Source organism: Vibrio sp. Y58_MX_L22, from assembly GCF_024181865.1.
In the GTDB taxonomy this organism is placed as follows: Bacteria; Pseudomonadota; Gammaproteobacteria; order Enterobacterales; family Vibrionaceae; genus Vibrio; species Vibrio alginolyticus.
Genome location: NZ_JAMZAN010000011.1, coordinates 86,538 through 104,512 on the forward strand (window position 1 = coordinate 86,538; position 17,975 = coordinate 104,512).

Here is a 17,975-nt window from a genome sequence, read left to right on the forward strand (position 1 = left end):
TTATTGCCGCTAAACCACTAGGTTCTCATTCTCTGAGCATTTACTCCTGTTCCTGAGTGTTCAAAAAATCAGAATCAAATAAAAAACTAAAGAGGTATCAATATGGTCATGGTCGAACTCTTCGTGGTTCTGCTCTTCATCTATTTGGGGGCAAGAATCGGTGGTATCGGCATTGGTTTTGCCGGTGGTGCTGGGGTCATTGCGTTGTCTTTGATCTTGGGCGTACCAACAAGCCAAGCTTACATTCCCGTTGACGTAATTTTGATCATCATGTCTGTAATCACCGCTATCGCAGCAATGCAAGTAGCTGGTGGTTTAGACTGGATGGTGCAAGTTGCTGAAAACTTTTTGCGCAAGCATCCTGAGCGCATCACCTTTTATGCGCCTATCGTAACTTACCTAATGACATTAATGGCGGGTACTGGCCACACGGCATTCTCTACTTTGCCAGTGATTGCAGAAGTAGCGAAAGGCCAAGGCGTGCGCCCTTCTCGTCCACTGTCTATCGCGGTCGTAGCATCGCAAATCGCTATCACCGCATCACCAATCTCAGCGGCTGTTGTAGCGTTCGCGGCAATGCTGCACCCATTTGGCGTTGACTACCTAACACTACTAGCAATCTGTATCCCAACGACGTTCATCGCGTGCATGATCGGTGCGTTCGTGGCGAACTTCATGGGCTGTGAGCTAAAAGACGATGCTGAATACCAAGAGCGTCTAGAAAAAGGCTTAATCAAGCTAAATACAGAAGCAAAACGCGAAATCCTACCAACAGCGAAGAAAGCGACATTCATCTTCCTAGGCGCAATCGCATTCGTAGTATGTTACGCAGCAGCAATTTCTGGCTCTGTGGGTCTTATCGAGAACCCTGCTCTAGGCCGTAACGAAGCTATCATGACGGTAATGCTAGCAGCTGCGGCAGCTATCGTAATGAGCTGTAAAATCGATGCTGGCAAAATCCCAGCCGCAGCAACATTCCGCTCTGGTATGACAGCGTGTGTGTGTGTTCTTGGTGTGGCATGGCTAGGTTCTACGTTCGTTAACGCGCACGTTGACGGCATCAAAGAAGTGGCTGGTGCGCTACTAGCAGACTACCCATGGATGCTAGCACTTGTTCTATTCTTCGCTTCAATGCTGCTTTACTCGCAAGGTGCAACTACTGTTGCGCTGATGCCAGCAGCACTAGCAATCGGTGTGGCACCACTTACCGCAGTTGCATCTTTCGCAGCAGTAAGTGCGCTATTCGTGCTGCCAACTTACCCAACGCTTCTAGCAGCGGTTGAGATGGACGACACGGGTTCAACTCGTATCGGTAAGTACGTATTCAACCACCCATTCTTTGTACCTGGTGTGGTAACCATCGCTTCTGCGGTAGCACTTGGCTTCGCATTCGGTGGTCTACTGATCTAGTAGAAACAGAGTCTTACTCGGGGAGCTTCGGCTCCCTTTTTTATTCCCTGTTGTCTTGATTTATGCTCAATAAATCTTCATTTTCATGAAACTTATTGACTCGCCTCCGGGTCTGATTGAGTTACACTAACGGCAATTATCTAAGATGAATTGACTCTTTTATGCGCGCATTACTTTCCGTTTTACTCTTAGGGCTCATTACCTTTTCCACTCCGTCTTTAGCTTTATTTGGCAAAGACCAGTTTAACAGTAGCCAGAACAACAGTTTTGGTACCAGCAGCGACAGTTTTGTTCCTGTTGATCAGGCGTTTCCATTTAACTTCTACCAGCAAGATGACAAATTGATGCTCGATTGGCAGGTACGTGACGGGTACTACCTATATCAAGAGCGCTTGTCTGTAGCTGGTGAGAAAGTATCGCTAGGCGAACTGCAAATGGAAGACGGCACACCGCATAAAGATGAATTCTTTGGTGACGTGCATATCTATACTCAACCTCTCTTCGTTAATGTACCAATGCATGATTGGCAAGACGGTGCGCGCGTAGTCGTGCAATACCAAGGTTGTGCGAAAGCAGGCTTCTGTTACCCGCCAGAAACTCGCGTGATTCCTATCAGCGCGTTTACTTCGTCGAACTCAGATTCAACAACGGCGACAACTGCACCAAAAGCAGAACAGGCACCAGCGGCGCAATCATCTACGTCTGGTGACACATCATCAGCGCCAGTAACACAGCAAGATAGCCTTGCAGCCAACCTTGCTGATAACTGGTGGACACCACTTCTGTTCTTGGCGCTTGGTGTGGGCTTGGCGTTTACACCTTGTGTGCTGCCGATGTACCCAATTCTGACCAGCATAGTGCTTGGCAGTGGCAAACTAAGCCAACGCCGCGCGCTAGGCTTGTCATTCGTCTACGTGCAAGGCATGGCGCTGACTTACACCCTACTCGGCCTTGTGGTGGCATCTGCAGGTATGCAGTTCCAAGCGGCAATGCAACACCCTTATGTGCTGACTGGCTTGAGCGTACTGTTCATCGCACTCGCTTTGTCTATGTTTGGTCTGTACTCATTACAGCTACCAAGCAACGTTCAAACGTGGTTAAACAACCTCAGCAACAAACAGCAAGGCGGCAGCAGTGCAGGCGTATTCGCCATGGGGGCGATTTCTGGACTGGTGTGCTCACCATGTACCACGGCACCTCTGTCTGGTGCGCTACTTTACGTGGCACAAAGCGGCGATTTGCTGACGGGTGGTATCGCGTTATACGCGCTGGCGATGGGCATGGGTATTCCGCTTATTCTTGTTGCAGTCTTCGGCAACAAACTGCTACCAAAAGCAGGTGGTTGGATGGACCGAGTGAAAACACTCTTCGGCTTTATTCTGCTTGCCGCACCTATCTTCTTACTAGAACGCATCATGCCAGAAATGTGGTCAACGATTCTGTGGTCAGCACTGGGTATTGCTGCTTTTGGTTGGCTATACCACATCAAAAACAGTCTAGAGTTTGGTGGCTGGAAACAAAGTGCCGTGGGCATAATCGCCGTCTTAGGTTTGCTAGCCTCAGCACAACCTATCTTAAATTACTGGTTTGGCAACAACACAACACAAACTCAGCAAGCCACTGTTAGCTTTACTCGCATTGCTAACGTGGCGGAGCTTGAAGAACAACTGGCACTTGCGAAAGCGGCAGGTAAACCCGTCATGCTCGATTTCTACGCCGATTGGTGTGTAGCATGTAAAGAGTTTGAAAAGTACACCTTCCATGACCCAAGCGTCGAAGCAAAACTGCAAGACTTCGTTCTTCTGCAAGCGGACGTGACCAAAAACCAAGTGCAAGACATCGAACTACTGAAGCACATGAATGTACTTGGTTTACCAACAATTGAGTTTTGGGATGCCAGTGGCGAACACGTTTCAAACGCTCGTTTGACGGGCTTTATGCAAGCTGAGCCTTTCTTAGAGCATATCAAGCAGTTCTGATAACCAGATATTCAAACGCCAGTGATGTCCACTGGCGTTTTTTATTGCTCAGATTTGAATAAGAACATTGCGTTTATATGCAATTTTCCTAATAAAAGTCGATTTGGTTCAGACTTTTAGCGAATAAATATTGTCCACTCTCTCAAAGCTGGACAATAATAAATTTAACGAAATAGTCAAAAGTGTTTAACGTCATGGATTCGACCTACACCATCATTATTGCAGATGATCACCCACTCTTCCGGAATGCCTTGTTTCAATCTATCCACATGGCTATTAGTGGTGCAAATTTGCTGGAAGCGGACTCACTCGACGCACTTCTGGCTTTGTTGGAGCGAGAGGAAGAGCCAGATTTAGTGCTATTGGACCTCAAAATGCCAGGAGCAAATGGTATGTCTGGCTTGATTCATTTGCGAGCAGAGCATCCAGATTTACCTATCGTCGTCGTTTCAGCGAGTGAAGAGCCGGCGATCGTGACGCAGGTGAAAAGCCATGGTGCATTTGGTTTTATTCCCAAGTCCAGCGACATGCGCGAATTAGTGAACGCACTCAATCAAGTGCTGAATGGCGACCCATATTTCCCTGAAGGGCTGATCACCAATAACGCGGCATGTAATGACTTAGCGGAAAAGATTGCTGCGCTAACACCACAGCAATATAAAGTGTTGGGAATGTTGTCCGATGGCTTGCTGAACAAGCAAATCGCTTACGAATTGAATGTTTCAGAAGCCACCATAAAAGCGCACATGACAGCGATTTTCCGTAAGCTCGGCGTAAAGAACCGCACGCAAGCCGTGATTATGCTGACGGAAATGAGCGACTAGATTGACGTCTTATCGTCAGACTTACTTTTTTCGTTTGGCAATCGGATACCGACTTTAGTGACCTGCTGATCAACAACATCAGCGACGATCCAATGCAAACCTTGCCACTCGAAATGGTCTCCCAATACTGGCGTGCTACCTAATTGCTCTTCGACAAGGTTTCTCAAACTTTTATCCAGCGGTTCATCCCCCAGATTCAAACCATACATCACGGCAATATCGGCAAGCTTCACTTCAATATCGAGGAAGAAGTCACCGAAGAATCGCGCTAGCGACGCTTTCTCTGGGGCTTCACTAAACAGTAAGCTCAGTGCATCTAAATCCTTTTCTTGTGCTAATACACACAAGGTATCATCTTCCTCAAGGCGCGTACTGCCGGATGGGTGCAATAGCTCTTTACTGCGAAATACAGCGGCGATACGCGTTCCTTCCGGCATCGAAAGACTACGTAATGGCTCACCAATGCACCATTTATCTGCTTTAAGTCTATAGATAAACAGCTCCCACTCACTGGTCGGGTAAATCTCTACACCCGTACGCGAAATTGGCTCAGGCTTAGAAGGTAGCTCGACCTTTGCAAGAGACATCGCCTTAGTCAACGTGCCCCCTTGTACTATCAAAGACACCATTACTACAAAGAATGCCAAATTGAAGTACAGTTGAGCATCTGGCAACCCTGCCATCATTGGAAATACCGCGAGGATGATAGGTACAGCGCCACGCAATCCTACCCAAGAGACAAACCACTTTTCACGTGGCGTGAAACTCTTGAATGGCAGTAAACCAATCCAAACTGAGATTGGTCGGGCAAACAAAATCATCCCGAAGGCAAGCGCAAGACCTGGCAACGCAATAGAGAGTAAATTAGATGGTGTAACCAACAAGCCAAGCACCAAGAACATACCAATTTGAGCTAGCCACGTCATACCATCTAAAACATGAAGAATAGAGTGTCGGCTGCGTGTTGGACGGTTACCTAATAAAAGACCAACAAGGTAAATCGACAAAATACCACTGCCACCTAAAGTGTTAGATAAAGCAAAAATAAGCAAGCCACCACTGACCGTTAAAATAGAATACAGCCCATCTGGTAATTGATTGCGATTGATAACTTTCCATAAGATCCAGCCACCAGCGAAGCCAAGTAACGCGCCGATACCAAACTGCTTAAGAAAACTGAACGCCAAAAAGCCCGCACTTAAATCTGCGCCAGGGTTCGCTAAAATAGCAATCAGAGTTACGGTCAGAAACACCGCCATTGGGTCATTGGTGCCGGATTCAATTTCCAGCGTTGAACCAACACGTTCGTTCAGGCTACGACCTTTGAGTAGAGAGAAGACCGCGGCAGCATCGGTGGAGCCAACAATCGCACCAACCAATATGCCTTGCAATAAATCTAAGTCGAATAACCACGTTGCCATCAGCCCGGTCAAAATGGTGGTGATCGCAACGCCAAATGTCGCCAAAGAGACCGAGGGCCATAACGCAACCCTAAAGCTGGCGACCCGCGTTCTCATCCCACCATCAAGCAAAATGATGGCTAATGCGAGGTTACTAACCAAATAAGCGATCGAAAAGTTATCGAATAAGATGCCGCCTAAGCCGTCTTCCCCCGCCAGCATTCCAACGGCTAAAAATACCAAAAGAATTGGGATTCCCAACTTAGAAGACACTGGGCTTAAAAGAACGCTAAGTGCGATTAACAACGCACCTATTAGAAAAAAACTGTTAATGGTGTCTGCGTCCATTCTCACCCTCCCTTAATGAAAAACGATAATAATTGTGATGAGCAAGGCTACTTCGTTAATGAGGTAATGCCCTAATCTGCCTCCCCTTTACACCGTCTCAAAATGCGAGGTTGTACGAGAATGACTCAGTTATATTACTTTATTGTGCGTTAAAACGGTGATTTGATGCGAAAACTTTATGTAAATAAATTACTTGTGATCTTTCTTATCTACGCCTTCTCTCATTGAGAGCCACAAGATCACCACCAATATTTACACAGCATCTCCAAATTCAATGAAGAAAAGATTAATGGCCAGTCTTAATCATGCTTGTTTATCCAATCAACCTTTAGACCTTTGGCTAACTTAACAGTTTATTAACATGACATTTTACCCCTTTATTCGCTGCAAAAGCCCATAGTATGGAGGTTCTTCATTTTTAACACCCCGACTAAAGTTGAAAAGAGTTATTGCCAACACCTTGCTAATGTACACATTGAAACATTTCATTAACAACAATACCAATCGTAAGGAGACGGCAATGGCATTTGAAAGCGAAGAAAGAGCCAAAGCCTATTGGGACAAAAACGTGAAGCTCATGATCGGCCTAATGGTCATCTGGTTCGTCGTGTCTTTCGGCTGCGGCATCTTATTTGTCGACGTACTAAATCAATTTCAACTAGGCGGTTACAAACTCGGTTTCTGGTTTGCTCAACAAGGCTCCATCTATGCCTTCCTAGGAATTATTTTCTATTACGCATGGAAGATGCGCCAAATTGACCGTGAATTCGGCGTGGACGAATAAGGAGTCACTCAGATGGATTTGAAAACTATTACCTACCTGGTCGTTGGCGCCACGTTCATCCTGTACATCGGGATTGCTATTTGGGCTCGCGCCGGCTCAACCAAAGAGTTTTATGTTGCTGGTGGCGGTGTAAACCCGATTGCAAACGGTATGGCAACCGCAGCCGATTGGATGTCCGCAGCGTCGTTTATCTCAATGGCAGGCTTAATTGCCTTCATGGGCTATGGCGGCTCAGTATTTCTAATGGGTTGGACTGGTGGCTACGTTCTGCTTGCGCTGTTGCTAGCGCCTTACCTACGCAAATTTGGTAAGTTTACGGTGCCAGAGTTTGTTGGTGAACGCTTTTACTCCAACACAGCACGTATCGTAGCGGTTGTTTGTCTTATCATCGCATCAGTGACTTATGTTATCGGTCAGATGAAAGGCGTAGGTGTTGCGTTTGGTCGCTTCTTAGAAGTGGATTACTCCACCGGCCTATTAATTGGTATGTGTATCGTTTTCATGTACGCGGTTCTTGGCGGCATGAAAGGCATCACTTACACGCAGATTGCTCAATATTGCGTACTCATTCTTGCTTACACTATCCCTGCAATCTTTATCTCTCTGCAACTCACTGGTAACCCAATCCCACAAATTGGTCTGGGGAGTACCATGGCTGGTACCGATGTCTATCTACTCGATCGGCTTGACCAAGTTGTGACCGAACTCGGATTCAGTGAATACACGACCCAAGTACGTGGCGACACACTTAATATGTTTGTCTACACCATGTCACTGATGATTGGTACTGCCGGTCTACCACACGTAATTATCCGTTTCTTTACCGTGCCGAAGGTTCGCGACGCACGTACATCAGCAGGCTGGGCTCTGATCTTCATCGCAATCCTTTACACTACTGCACCAGCGGTATCAGCGATGGCTCGTCTCAACCTAATGAATACGGTAAATCCAGCTCCGGGTCAGCACCTAGCGTATGACGAGCGTCCTGCGTGGTTCAAAAACTGGGAAACAACTGGACTACTCGGTTTTGACGATAAAAATGGCGATGGCAATATCCAATACACTTCAGATGCGTCCACCAACGAACTGCGCGTTGATAACGACATCATGGTATTGGCTAACCCAGAGATCGCTAAACTACCAAACTGGGTGATTGCACTTGTGGCAGCAGGTGGCCTTGCAGCTGCACTATCTACCGCAGCAGGTTTACTACTCGCCATTTCTTCAGCTATTTCCCATGACTTAATCAAAGGGGTTATCAATCCGAACATATCCGAGAAAAAAGAGCTACTTGCTAGTCGAATATCAATGGCAGTAGCGATAGCAGCCGCAGGCTATCTCGGTTTAAATCCGCCTGGATTTGCCGCAGGTACAGTAGCACTCGCCTTTGGTCTTGCCGCTTCATCCATCTTCCCTGCATTGATGATGGGCATCTTCAGCAAGAGCATCAACAAAGAAGGCGCAATCGCCGGTATGATTGCAGGTATCAGTATTACGCTGTTCTACGTATTCCAACACAAAGGCATTCTTTTCGTTGCTGATTGGAAATATCTAGAAAGCTGGGGAACAAACTGGTTCCTAGGTATTGAGCCAAACGCGTTTGGTGCTATTGGCGCACTATTTAACTTCATTGTTGCATTCGCTGTATCCAAAGTAACTGCAGAAACGCCACAAGAAGTAAAAGACCTAGTCGAACACGTTCGCGTACCAGTAGGTGCTGGTAGCGCAGTGGATCACTAAAAACTAATCAAAACCACAAAAGCCCCGTTTGGAACCTGCCGTCCGGGGCTTTTTTATTCTCACTTTTCAGTTACCATATTCGCAGTATGTCGTTGCAAGGAAGCCAAGATGTTCAAAAACAAGCACTTTATTCTCGCTCTACTGATTGCGCCAGTTCTCTCTTTGATCGCTTACTTCGGTACCGATATGGCCCTCAGCGAGAAGCCCCACGCGGCGCAAGAAGGGGAAACTTACAAACTCGCGAGTAAGTCTAATTGTCGTTACACCAGTGGTCTGTGTGATATGGAAAATGGCGATTTTAAAGTGAAATTTCGCTCGGAAAAACTCACTAAAAATAACTTAGAATTGTCACTCAACGCCGCTTACCCACTCGAAGGGGTTAAAGTTTCTATTGTGAGTGACAAAGAGAAAAACGCTCAACCGATTGATATGAAGCCCGCCGATCAAGCAGGCCAAAGCTGGTACATCACCTTACCAAAGCCTGCATCTGCAGAAAGCTGGTTAAGAGTCGTCATTCAATCAGGCGGCACACTGTATTATGGTGAAACGCAAACCGCATTTGTGAAGTACGAAACCTTATTTACTGAATAACGCTGACAAGCTAATTCACTGGTCTTCAAATGACAGTGACTTAGTTTCACTCAGCATAAATGAACTCCTACTCAGCCGACGCCTTTGCGTCGGCTTTTGTTTCCGTAAGTCTTTCTTCAACAACCTCTTACTCTAAAAAGGGTTGCCAACTCACAAGTTAATTGATAATAATTATCATTACATTTAATAAGAGGTGGTTATGGACAACAAACGGGACATCTTTAACGCATTTTTTAAAGCCCAAGATAGATTCCTTCTCGCCGCACCACATGGCTTTGAGCCAGACGTGATTCATGACTATATTCATTGGGGAATGGTGTTGTCTTCCTGTTATGAACACGATGCCGATGAAGAAAATCTATTGTTGTGTGAGCTGTTTTTACGTCAGGTTTATTTCCATTTACTAGACGCAATTCAAGACTCAACTCGCAGTCGTATCTTCCGTCGTGTCTGTCTTGATTCTATCCATACGCCATTATTTTGCCTCAAACGCTATTACTACCAGTTTGAACAAGGCGACGTGAAATTTCTCGCACTACAACAACAATTACGCCTGATTCAAATCTCACTCGATTAACCAAAAGGATCCCTACCATGAGCACCGAATTCCGCATAGAAACTGACAGTATGGGCGAAGTAACGGTCCCTGCAGATGCTCTCTACCAAGCCCAGACTCAACGCGCCGTCGATAACTTCTCATTCAGTCAACATAAAATGCCATCTGGTTTTATCAAAGCGTTAGCACACATCAAGCAGACTGCGGCACTCACCAACGCACAGCTAGGGCTGCTTGAGGGAGATATTGCCAACGCGATTGCTGACGCAGCTCAAGCAATTATCGAAGGCAATCATATTGAGCAATTCCCAATTGACGTGTTCCAAACGGGATCAGGCACTAGCTCAAATATGAATGCGAATGAAGTAATTGCAACACTGGCCTCCCAGCATCTAGGCGGCACTGTCAGCCCTAATGATCACGTCAACATGGGGCAAAGCAGCAACGATGTGGTACCAACGGCCATTCAAGTTAGCGCAGCATTAGCCATCGAAAAACAGCTCTTCCCGGCCCTGTCACACCTCAGCCAAACACTAGAGTCTAAACAGCAAGCATTGAAAGATGTTGTAAAAACCGGTCGCACCCACTTAATGGACGCGATGCCAATTACCTTTGCTCAAGAACTTGGCGGTTGGCAGTTCCAAATCGAGCATGCAAAACAAGCGATTGAACAAGCTCTTCCTGCTGTAAAAGCCTTAGCCCAAGGTGGTACGGCGGTTGGAACGGGGATCAATGCTGATCCACGCTTTGCAGACTTATTCGCTAGCAACCTAACCCAGTCAACTCGTATTCAGTTCACGGCCAGTGATAACTTCTTTTTCAATTTAAGCAGTCAAGATGCGATCGTCGCTCTGTCGGGACAGCTCAAAACAGCAGCAGTTGCGATCATGAAGATCGCAAACGATCTTCGTTGGATGAATTCAGGCCCATTGGCTGGTTTAGGTGAAATTGAATTACAAGGCTTGCAACCGGGTTCTTCCATCATGCCTGGCAAAGTAAATCCTGTGATCCCAGAAGCCGCAGCTATGGCATCAGCGCAAGTCATTGGTAATGACACCACCATTACCGTCGCAGGCCAAGCGGGCAACTTCCAGCTTAACGTCATGCTGCCAGTTATTGCTCATAACGTATTGGAGAGCGTCGAGTTACTCTCTAACAGCGCAACCGCTTTAGCTGACAAAGCCATTGCGACGTTTGAAGTTCGCCAAGATAACTTGGATGTAGCACTCGCCAAAAACCCAATTTTGGTCACGGCTCTCAACCCGGTCATTGGTTACCTAAAAGCGGCAGAAGTCGCGAAAAAAGCCTACAAACAGGGACGCGCGATTATTGATGTCGCGGAAGAAGAAACTGATTTGGATAGAGCCACACTAGAGCGATTGCTTAATCCAGCCAAACTGACCCAAGGCGGCGTCGCAGAATAAACGGCAAACTCAGCCTATCAACTAAGATTACAAACATCGAGACCTCCATTCGGAGGTCTCTTTTATAGCGATTTTTCAAACACTCCAATCCTAAGCGACTCGATTGAGCACCGAACGCAACTTAAGCGGCTTAACTGGCTTAGCAATAAAGCTGAACCCATTTGCTTTGATGCCATCAAGCATATCATCGGTACGATCTGCACTGATGATGACGCCTTCGAAGCTGTGGCCTAATCTCAGGCGGCATTGCTGTAGCACTTCTAAACCAGTACGACCATCATCAAGTCGGTAATCGGAGAAAATTACATCCGGAATCCAACCATCCTCAAGCGCTTGTAGACTTTCAACTAAATCAATCGCAACTCGTGTATCGCAACCCCATCGGGAAAGTAAGTTTTCCATGCCGACTAGAATGTCAGGCTCATTATCGACACAAAGGATTCTCAGATGACCAAGTTCAGATTGCTTACTCATTGCCACGTGAACTGGATGAGGCTGAACATGATCAGCTTTATCTAGGGTGATGGAAAAAACACTGCCTTTTCCAACCCAAGAGCGCATCGAAATTTCATGCCCAAGTACCTGAGCAATTCCTTTCGAAATCGCCAAACCAAGCCCGAGACCTTGGTCGGAACGAACTTGAGTTCCGCGATTAAACTCTTCAAAAATCTCTTGCTGCTTCTCTTCTTCAATCCCCACTCCATTATCCCATACATCAATACGCACTCGCCCTTTCACACGGCGAACACCGAGTGCGACTTTGCCATTCGGGTTATAACGAAACGCATTGGTCAGGAAGTTTTGCACCACACGGCGCAGCAGTTTGGGATCCGACTTAACCATGAGTGAGGACGGAATCATGGTGAACTCTATACCTTGCTGTTTGGCTAACGCACTAAACTCAGCATTCAAATTCGATAACACATCATTTAACGCAAAGCCATGCACGTTGACTTCCAACTTGCCCGATTCCAAACGCGAGATATCCAGCAAATCTCCAATTAAGTCTTCGGCAGCCTCTAAAGCACTTTCAATGTGTGCTGACAGCTTTTTGGCTTCGCTGTCTTTGGCGACTTCCGATAGTGAAGATGCGAATAGACGCGCCGCGTTGAGCGGTTGCATCAAGTCATGGCTTACTGCCGCCAAGAACCGTGATTTGGACTTCGATTCCAAATCCGAGCGCTGCGTCGCTTCCACCAGCTGCTTGTTAAGTTGTTCTAATTCTCGAGTCCGCAGACGTACCCTTTCTTCCAATGTCTCGTTGGCGTCTTTCAGTGCTTGCTCTGCATCACGGAATACGGTGATGTCGGTAAAGCTCATCACAAAGCCACCACCTGGCATTGGGTTACCTTGCACCTCTATCACGCGACCATCGGGACGAACCCGAGAAGAGGTGTGCCGAGTCCCTTGCTCAAGGTGATAAACACGGCGACGGACGTGGTCATCAGGGTCACCAGGGCCACACAACCCCTGCTCTGCATTGTGCCGAATCACATCCGCAATCGGTCGACCTACTTGAATCAGGCCTGGCGGAAATTCAAAGAGTTCTAAATAGCGTTGGTTCCACGCTACCAAGCGTAGTTGCTTATCGACGACCGCAATACCTTGTCCAATATGCTCAATCGCGCCTTGGAGTAAACCCCGACTAAAATCGTACAGTTCAGAGGCTTCATCGACGATAGTCGCCACCTCTTCAAGCTGCATGTTTCTTCCTTGCAGAGCGGAAGTAAGTACTAACTTAGCAGAAGATGCTCCAAATACCCCTGCTAGCACACGCTCCGTATGCCGAATCAGAGAAGATGGCGCTTGTTGATTCGGCATCAACTCTTCTCGTTGCTGGCTCCAGTAGGCTTGAAACGCCGCTTTAACTCGCGTTCGTCCTACAAATCTGGACGCTAGCATTTCCAGTTCTGCAACCGTAACGCGGCTCTGGTACAGACTCATATTTTCGCTTTCAGGCAACGGTGTACCAACGAATGATGCCGATTGTAAGCGCTCACTTAGGCTTGGTCGGGTAGCCATAGAAACCACAACAAAACACACTGCATTAGCGACCACGCTGAGGATCATCCCCCAATCTGAAATCGCGATATCAAAGCTAGCCAATACCTCTGGTGGCGTAATCAACCAGATCAGGAAGTTATTACTGGCGTCTCCGGCAAGCATGTCTGTTTGGCTCATTAACGTAATCAACCAGGTAGCAAAACCCACCGCGAGGCCAACATACACACCTTTCTTATTCCCTTGACGCCAATACATACCGCCAACCAGCGCAGGAGCGAATTGCGTGATAGCCGCGAACGAGAGAAAGCCGATAGCAGAAAGTGAATGAATGGTGTCCAACGCTTGATAGAAACACCACGCGCCAATCAACAAAACTAAAATCAAACCACGGCGGATCCGCAGTAATAATTCAGAAAAATGGTGATGGTTACGCTGCGTCAGTCGCATGCGACGCAATAGCAATGGCATAACCAAGTCATTCGAGACCATAATCGCTAAGGCAATCGTCGATACGATAACCATGCCACTTGCCGCTGAAGTACCGCCTAGAAACGCAAGCAAGGCGATTTCACTCGCCCCTACCGACATCGGCACACTGATGACATAAGTATCAGGCGAAGCGCCACTCAAGAGACCTTGCCCTACCCACGCAATAGGTAAAACAAAAATCCCCATTAAGATCAGATAAATGGGGAACAACCAACGAGCCACATGCAAATCTTGAGCACGTTCATTTTCCACCACCATCGTATGGAATTGTCGCGGAAGGCAAACGATCGCCAGCATCGTGAGTACAGTATGAATCAATATAGTCGGGATATTTGGTGACTGATACGTCTGTGCGGCAACATCAATTAAGCTCAAATTCTCGGTGTTCATCGCCAACCAAACAATGAAGACACCAACCACTAAAAAAGCCAGCAGTTTGATAATGGATTCGAAGGCAATTGCCATCATCATCCCACGATGGTGTTCCGTGTTATCAATGTGGCGGGTACCGAATAGCATCGTAAAAATCGCCAATGCGACCACAACAAACCACGACACGCTACCGTTTTGATAACCAAAATCAGTAGCCAGCTCCGGAGCAATAATTTCAAGCCCCATAGTGATACCACGCAGCTGTAAAGCGATGTACGGCAAAATTCCCGCAACCGCTATGAGCGTAACAACCACGGCCAAACCTTGGGATTTACCGTAGCGTGCTCCGATAAAGTCAGCAATCGACGTGATGTGTTCCCGTTTAGCAATCAAAATAAGCCGAGCTAAAACGCGCCATCCGATGGTAAACACTAAAATGGGAGCAATATAGATGGGCAAGAAAGACCAAGGATTACTGCTGGCCTGCCCGACCGTGCCGTAGAAGGTCCATGATGTACAGTACACCGCAATGGAAAGGCTATAAATCCAAGGCCGCCAGCGCGCTAGCCACCTTTTCTGAATATCGCCGTACCACGCGATGATAAATAAAGCTCCCAAATACGCTAAAGAAACGGGAACCACCAGCCATCCTTGCATCCGATATCCTTTCTTGCCTTTCTTGCTACTTTTAAAGCAAGAGAATAAAAAAACCTCTCCATGAGGGAGAGGTTTCATTTAACACTGCTTTGATAACGGAGACAAAGCTTAGTTTTTAACCTTTGTTACATAAGTCTAATTCTGTGTTTCAAGTGGCTTGTCTGATACATCAACCACCTGATGTGGGTCTTGCGAATCAAGCTTGATGAACAGAGCCAATAACCCCATCGCGGCCATGCCCCAGAACACAAGAGGTCCCCAGTGCTCATAACCCCAGCCACTCAATACGGTCATTAACGCGATAAATGCGCCCAACGGAATCGCGTTATACAACGCTTGCAACGCTACGATCTTATTTTCTTCGGAGTTTTGGATATATTGGATCGCGGCAATGTGCGCGGTAGCGAAAGTCACACCATGCAATAGTTGAACAACCACCAAAGCAATAATTGATGTTGTCGACGCCGTAATACCCCAACGCATCATTACACCAACGGCAGCAGCAATAAACAGCGCGCGTATTGACCAACCTACGAATAAGCGCTTACTCAATGCAAACACTGCCACTTCTGCGGCTACTCCTAAGCTCCACAAGTAGCCAATGACATCTTCCGAGTGACCAGCGGCCTTCCAGTGAATCGCACTAAAGCCGTAGTAAGCCGCATGACTGCCCTGAATTAGTGACACCAACACTAAGAATTTTAGTATCGGCTTGTCGGTCAAAAGAGCGGTCAGCTTTGGACGTTCTGCGCTTTGCCCACCGTGCGTTACAGGCATTGGGTTAGTCGGTCGCATAGCAAACAGCAACGAGATAAACACGCCGAACATCGCAGTGTACAAGATCATATCGGAGCCAAATTCAGCCACCAGGTAGCCCACTGCCGTCGAGCCTGCGATAAAGGCGATCGAACCCCATAGCCGCGTGCGGCCATAATCGAGCATTTTCAGGCGAGCGTAGTAATTTGCCATCGCGTCCGACAACGGAATAATCGGTCCACAACAAAGATTGAACAACACTGTCGCTAGTGCCATTAACCAAAAGCTACCACCCGTAAAAAAGTGAAATCCAACAAAAAGGAGGGCAGCGAAACTCAACCAACGTAAAGCAGGCATAAGATGTTCGACTTTGTGTACTCGTGGGGTGATCACGATATTGGCAACACAACGTGTCGCAAGGCCTAACCCGACCAGCAAACCGATATCTGTCGAAGATACGCCCTGATCCTTAAACCAAAGTGACCAAAATGGCAGATACACGCCATACGCAAAGAAGAATCCGAGAAAGTACTGGGAAATCCAGCCATACGGAGAAGGTTTCAACATTACTAATATCCTAAAACGGGAACACCAACGTTCGAGCCGGGAATTATGGATCGCCATGCGTATTATAAAAAGGGAAGAATAAGAAACTTATCGTTTCCTCGATGGAATACTAACTTTGCGACATTTGGCATCTTCAAACGAAAACATCGTAATTTAGACCAAAGTCGTCTGGCTTCCGGTAAGAAATTTGTCAGACTTAGAGAGTGTTCCTTCCATCATTATTGGGTGTTCTCATGCCTGACAAATTTAACATGCAATCTCCACCGTTCGATCGCTTAACTGAAGCACAACAAACGCGACTGCGATCGTCTCTGGACGTCGCCTACTATCGAGCTCGAGATGTTATTTTATCCTGCGGACAGAAGAACCCCCACTTACATATTCTGATCAAAGGCGCGGTAGAAGAGCGCTCCAACGATCAACAGGAAGTGTTCGCACATTATGCCAACGACGATATGTTCGATGTACGCTCGTTACTTGAAGACAAGGTACGTCATCACTACATCGCGCTTGAGGACACGCTCTCTTACCTACTGCCGAAAGAAATTTTCCTTGCCCTTTACAACGAAAATGGCCAGTTTGCAGCCTATTTCGATAACAATTTATCGAAACGGCAAGAGCTCATCGAAGCGGCCCATCAACAGCAAAACTTAGCGGAGTTTATTCTCACTAAAGTTGACCGCAGCATTTATCACCCACCGATGATCCTCGAACCAAATACACCAATTAACGAGGTAACACGTTCCTTAAAAGAAAATGGGATTGACGCTGCATTGGTTCAACTCCATGGCGATGATCCACGATTGGAAAAATGGCCATCAGCCCACCCGTACGCAATAGTGACTCGTACTAATATGCTGCATTCTGTGATGATAGATGGTTGCGCGCTCGACACACCAGTGGGTGAGATCGCGAGCTTTCCTGTTTATCACGTTGATGATGGTGACTTTCTATTCAACGCCATGATCACAATGACCAGAAACAGAATGAAACGCCTCATGGTATGTGAAGGCAACAGAGCCGTTGGCATGCTGGATATGACCCAAATTCTTAGCGCGTTCTCAACCCACTCTCACGTGTTAACGCTCAGTATTGCTCGAGCAAGCAGCGTGGAAGAGCTCGCTTTGGCCTCAAACCGCCAACGTCAATTGGTCGAGAGCTTATTGAAAAACGGCATCCGCACTCGCTTCATCATGGAGCTGATCTCAGCCGTAAACGAGCAAATTATCGAGAAAGCGTTCGAGTTAGTAATACCACCAGCCTTGCACGACCATTGTTGCTTGATCGTACTCGGCTCTGAAGGCCGAGGAGAGCAAATTCTCAAAACCGATCAAGACAATGCCCTGATTATTCAAGATGGCCTGGAATGGCCTCATTGCGAACAAGTGATGCAATCCTTCACACACACCCTACAACAGCTCGGTTATCCACTTTGCCCTGGTAAAGTGATGGTTAACAACCCGAAATGGGTCAAAACACAGCAAGAATGGATAAGCACCCTAAACCACTGGATAGCTAAAGCCGAACCACAACAAATCATGGACTTAGCCATTTTCAGTGACGCCCATGCTGTTGCTGGGAATTGCGAGCTGCTGGCTCCAATTGCGGCGCATCTTCGTGACACAATGAAAGATCGCATGTTGATATTGTCTGACTTTACTCGCCCTGCCTTGCAGTTTTCGGTGCCCCTAACTCTATTTGGCAACGTAAAAAGTGCTAAAGACGGATTGGACATTAAACGCGGCGGTATTTTCCCAATTGTACACGGCATTCGCACCTTGTCTTTGGAATATGCCATTGAGGAGAAGAACACGTTTGAGCGCATTGAAGCTCTGAGAAATAAGCGCATCTTAGAATCTGAAACGGCAGATAATCTCAACGAAGCACTGAAATTGTTCTTTAAACTTCGCCTTAATCAGCAACTCAAAAAGCAAGAAGCGTTGAATAACATTGATATTAAACAACTGGATAGAACTGAGCGTGATTTGCTTCGCCACAGCTTACATGTGGTGAAGAAATTTAAGCAATTTTTAGGCTTCCATTATCAAATTCGTGATTAACCCTGATTTTCATA

At 46.9% G+C, this 17,975-nt stretch carries 12 protein-coding genes; 9 read left to right on the top strand and 3 right to left on the bottom strand.

The genetic code is table 11. The features are described 5' to 3' along the window. The first annotated feature begins 102 nt into the window (after positions 1 to 102). The 3 genes from NL626_RS20065 (at position 103) to NL626_RS20075 (ending at position 4,213) form a co-directional block, all read left to right on the top strand. Positions 103 to 1,410: an anaerobic C4-dicarboxylate transporter gene (locus tag NL626_RS20065; RefSeq protein ID WP_005382378.1), complete on the top strand. Its 1,308-nt coding sequence runs from the start codon at positions 103 to 105 to the stop codon at positions 1,408 to 1,410. 161 nt (positions 1,411 to 1,571) lie between these two features. Beyond that, a complete protein-coding gene (locus tag NL626_RS20070) occupies positions 1,572 to 3,389 on the top strand; it encodes a protein-disulfide reductase DsbD (protein ID WP_253657671.1) in 1,818 nt (605 codons plus the stop codon). A gap of 194 nt (positions 3,390 to 3,583) precedes the next feature. Beyond that, positions 3,584 to 4,213 (top strand): response regulator transcription factor, encoded by a 630-nt coding sequence (locus NL626_RS20075; RefSeq protein ID WP_005382375.1) that lies wholly within the window; start codon positions 3,584 to 3,586, stop codon positions 4,211 to 4,213. Here the strand turns inward: NL626_RS20075 and NL626_RS20080 are convergent. Further along, a complete protein-coding gene (locus tag NL626_RS20080) occupies positions 4,210 to 5,961 on the bottom strand; it encodes a potassium/proton antiporter (protein ID WP_005382374.1) in 1,752 nt (583 codons plus the stop codon). The genes NL626_RS20075 and NL626_RS20080 overlap by 4 nt on opposite strands. A gap of 520 nt (positions 5,962 to 6,481) precedes the next feature. Here NL626_RS20080 and NL626_RS20085 point away from each other — a divergent pair. The 5 genes from NL626_RS20085 to NL626_RS20105 all read left to right on the top strand — a co-directional run bounded on the left by NL626_RS20085 (position 6,482) and on the right by NL626_RS20105 (position 11,056). Beyond that, positions 6,482 to 6,745: a DUF4212 domain-containing protein gene (locus tag NL626_RS20085; protein WP_005382373.1), complete on the top strand. Its 264-nt coding sequence runs from the start codon at positions 6,482 to 6,484 to the stop codon at positions 6,743 to 6,745. 12 nt (positions 6,746 to 6,757) lie between these two features. Then, a complete protein-coding gene (locus tag NL626_RS20090; RefSeq protein WP_005382372.1) occupies positions 6,758 to 8,485 on the top strand; it encodes a sodium:solute symporter family protein in 1,728 nt (575 codons plus the stop codon). 108 nt (positions 8,486 to 8,593) lie between these two features. Further along, entirely contained in the window at positions 8,594 to 9,076 is a 483-nt protein-coding gene (locus NL626_RS20095; RefSeq protein WP_005382371.1) for a hypothetical protein, read from the top strand. Between the two features lie 199 nt (positions 9,077 to 9,275). Continuing rightward, positions 9,276 to 9,653: a hypothetical protein gene (locus NL626_RS20100; RefSeq protein WP_005382370.1), complete on the top strand. Its 378-nt coding sequence runs from the start codon at positions 9,276 to 9,278 to the stop codon at positions 9,651 to 9,653. 17 nt (positions 9,654 to 9,670) lie between these two features. Continuing rightward, complete coding sequence (locus tag NL626_RS20105; protein WP_176311193.1) at positions 9,671 to 11,056, top strand: lyase family protein; 1,386 nt, start codon at positions 9,671 to 9,673, stop codon at positions 11,054 to 11,056. A gap of 90 nt (positions 11,057 to 11,146) precedes the next feature. Here NL626_RS20105 and NL626_RS20110 read toward each other — a convergent pair whose 3' ends face one another. Together NL626_RS20110 and NL626_RS20115 are read right to left on the bottom strand one after the other, a co-directional pair. Then, positions 11,147 to 14,578 (bottom strand): PAS-domain containing protein, encoded by a 3,432-nt coding sequence (locus NL626_RS20110; protein ID WP_253657672.1) that lies wholly within the window; start codon positions 14,576 to 14,578, stop codon positions 11,147 to 11,149. A 135-nt stretch (positions 14,579 to 14,713) separates the two neighbouring features. Continuing rightward, the gene (locus NL626_RS20115; RefSeq protein ID WP_053307400.1) at positions 14,714 to 15,901 is read right to left on the bottom strand and encodes a 3-phenylpropionate MFS transporter; all 1,188 of its coding nucleotides are present in this window, start codon (positions 15,899 to 15,901) and stop codon (positions 14,714 to 14,716) included. Between the two features lie 233 nt (positions 15,902 to 16,134). On the opposite strand from NL626_RS20115, the gene NL626_RS20120 reads away from it, so the two are divergent. Beyond that, a complete protein-coding gene (locus tag NL626_RS20120; protein ID WP_158159512.1) occupies positions 16,135 to 17,961 on the top strand; it encodes a DUF294 nucleotidyltransferase-like domain-containing protein in 1,827 nt (608 codons plus the stop codon). Positions 17,962 to 17,975: the final 14 nt, after the last annotated feature.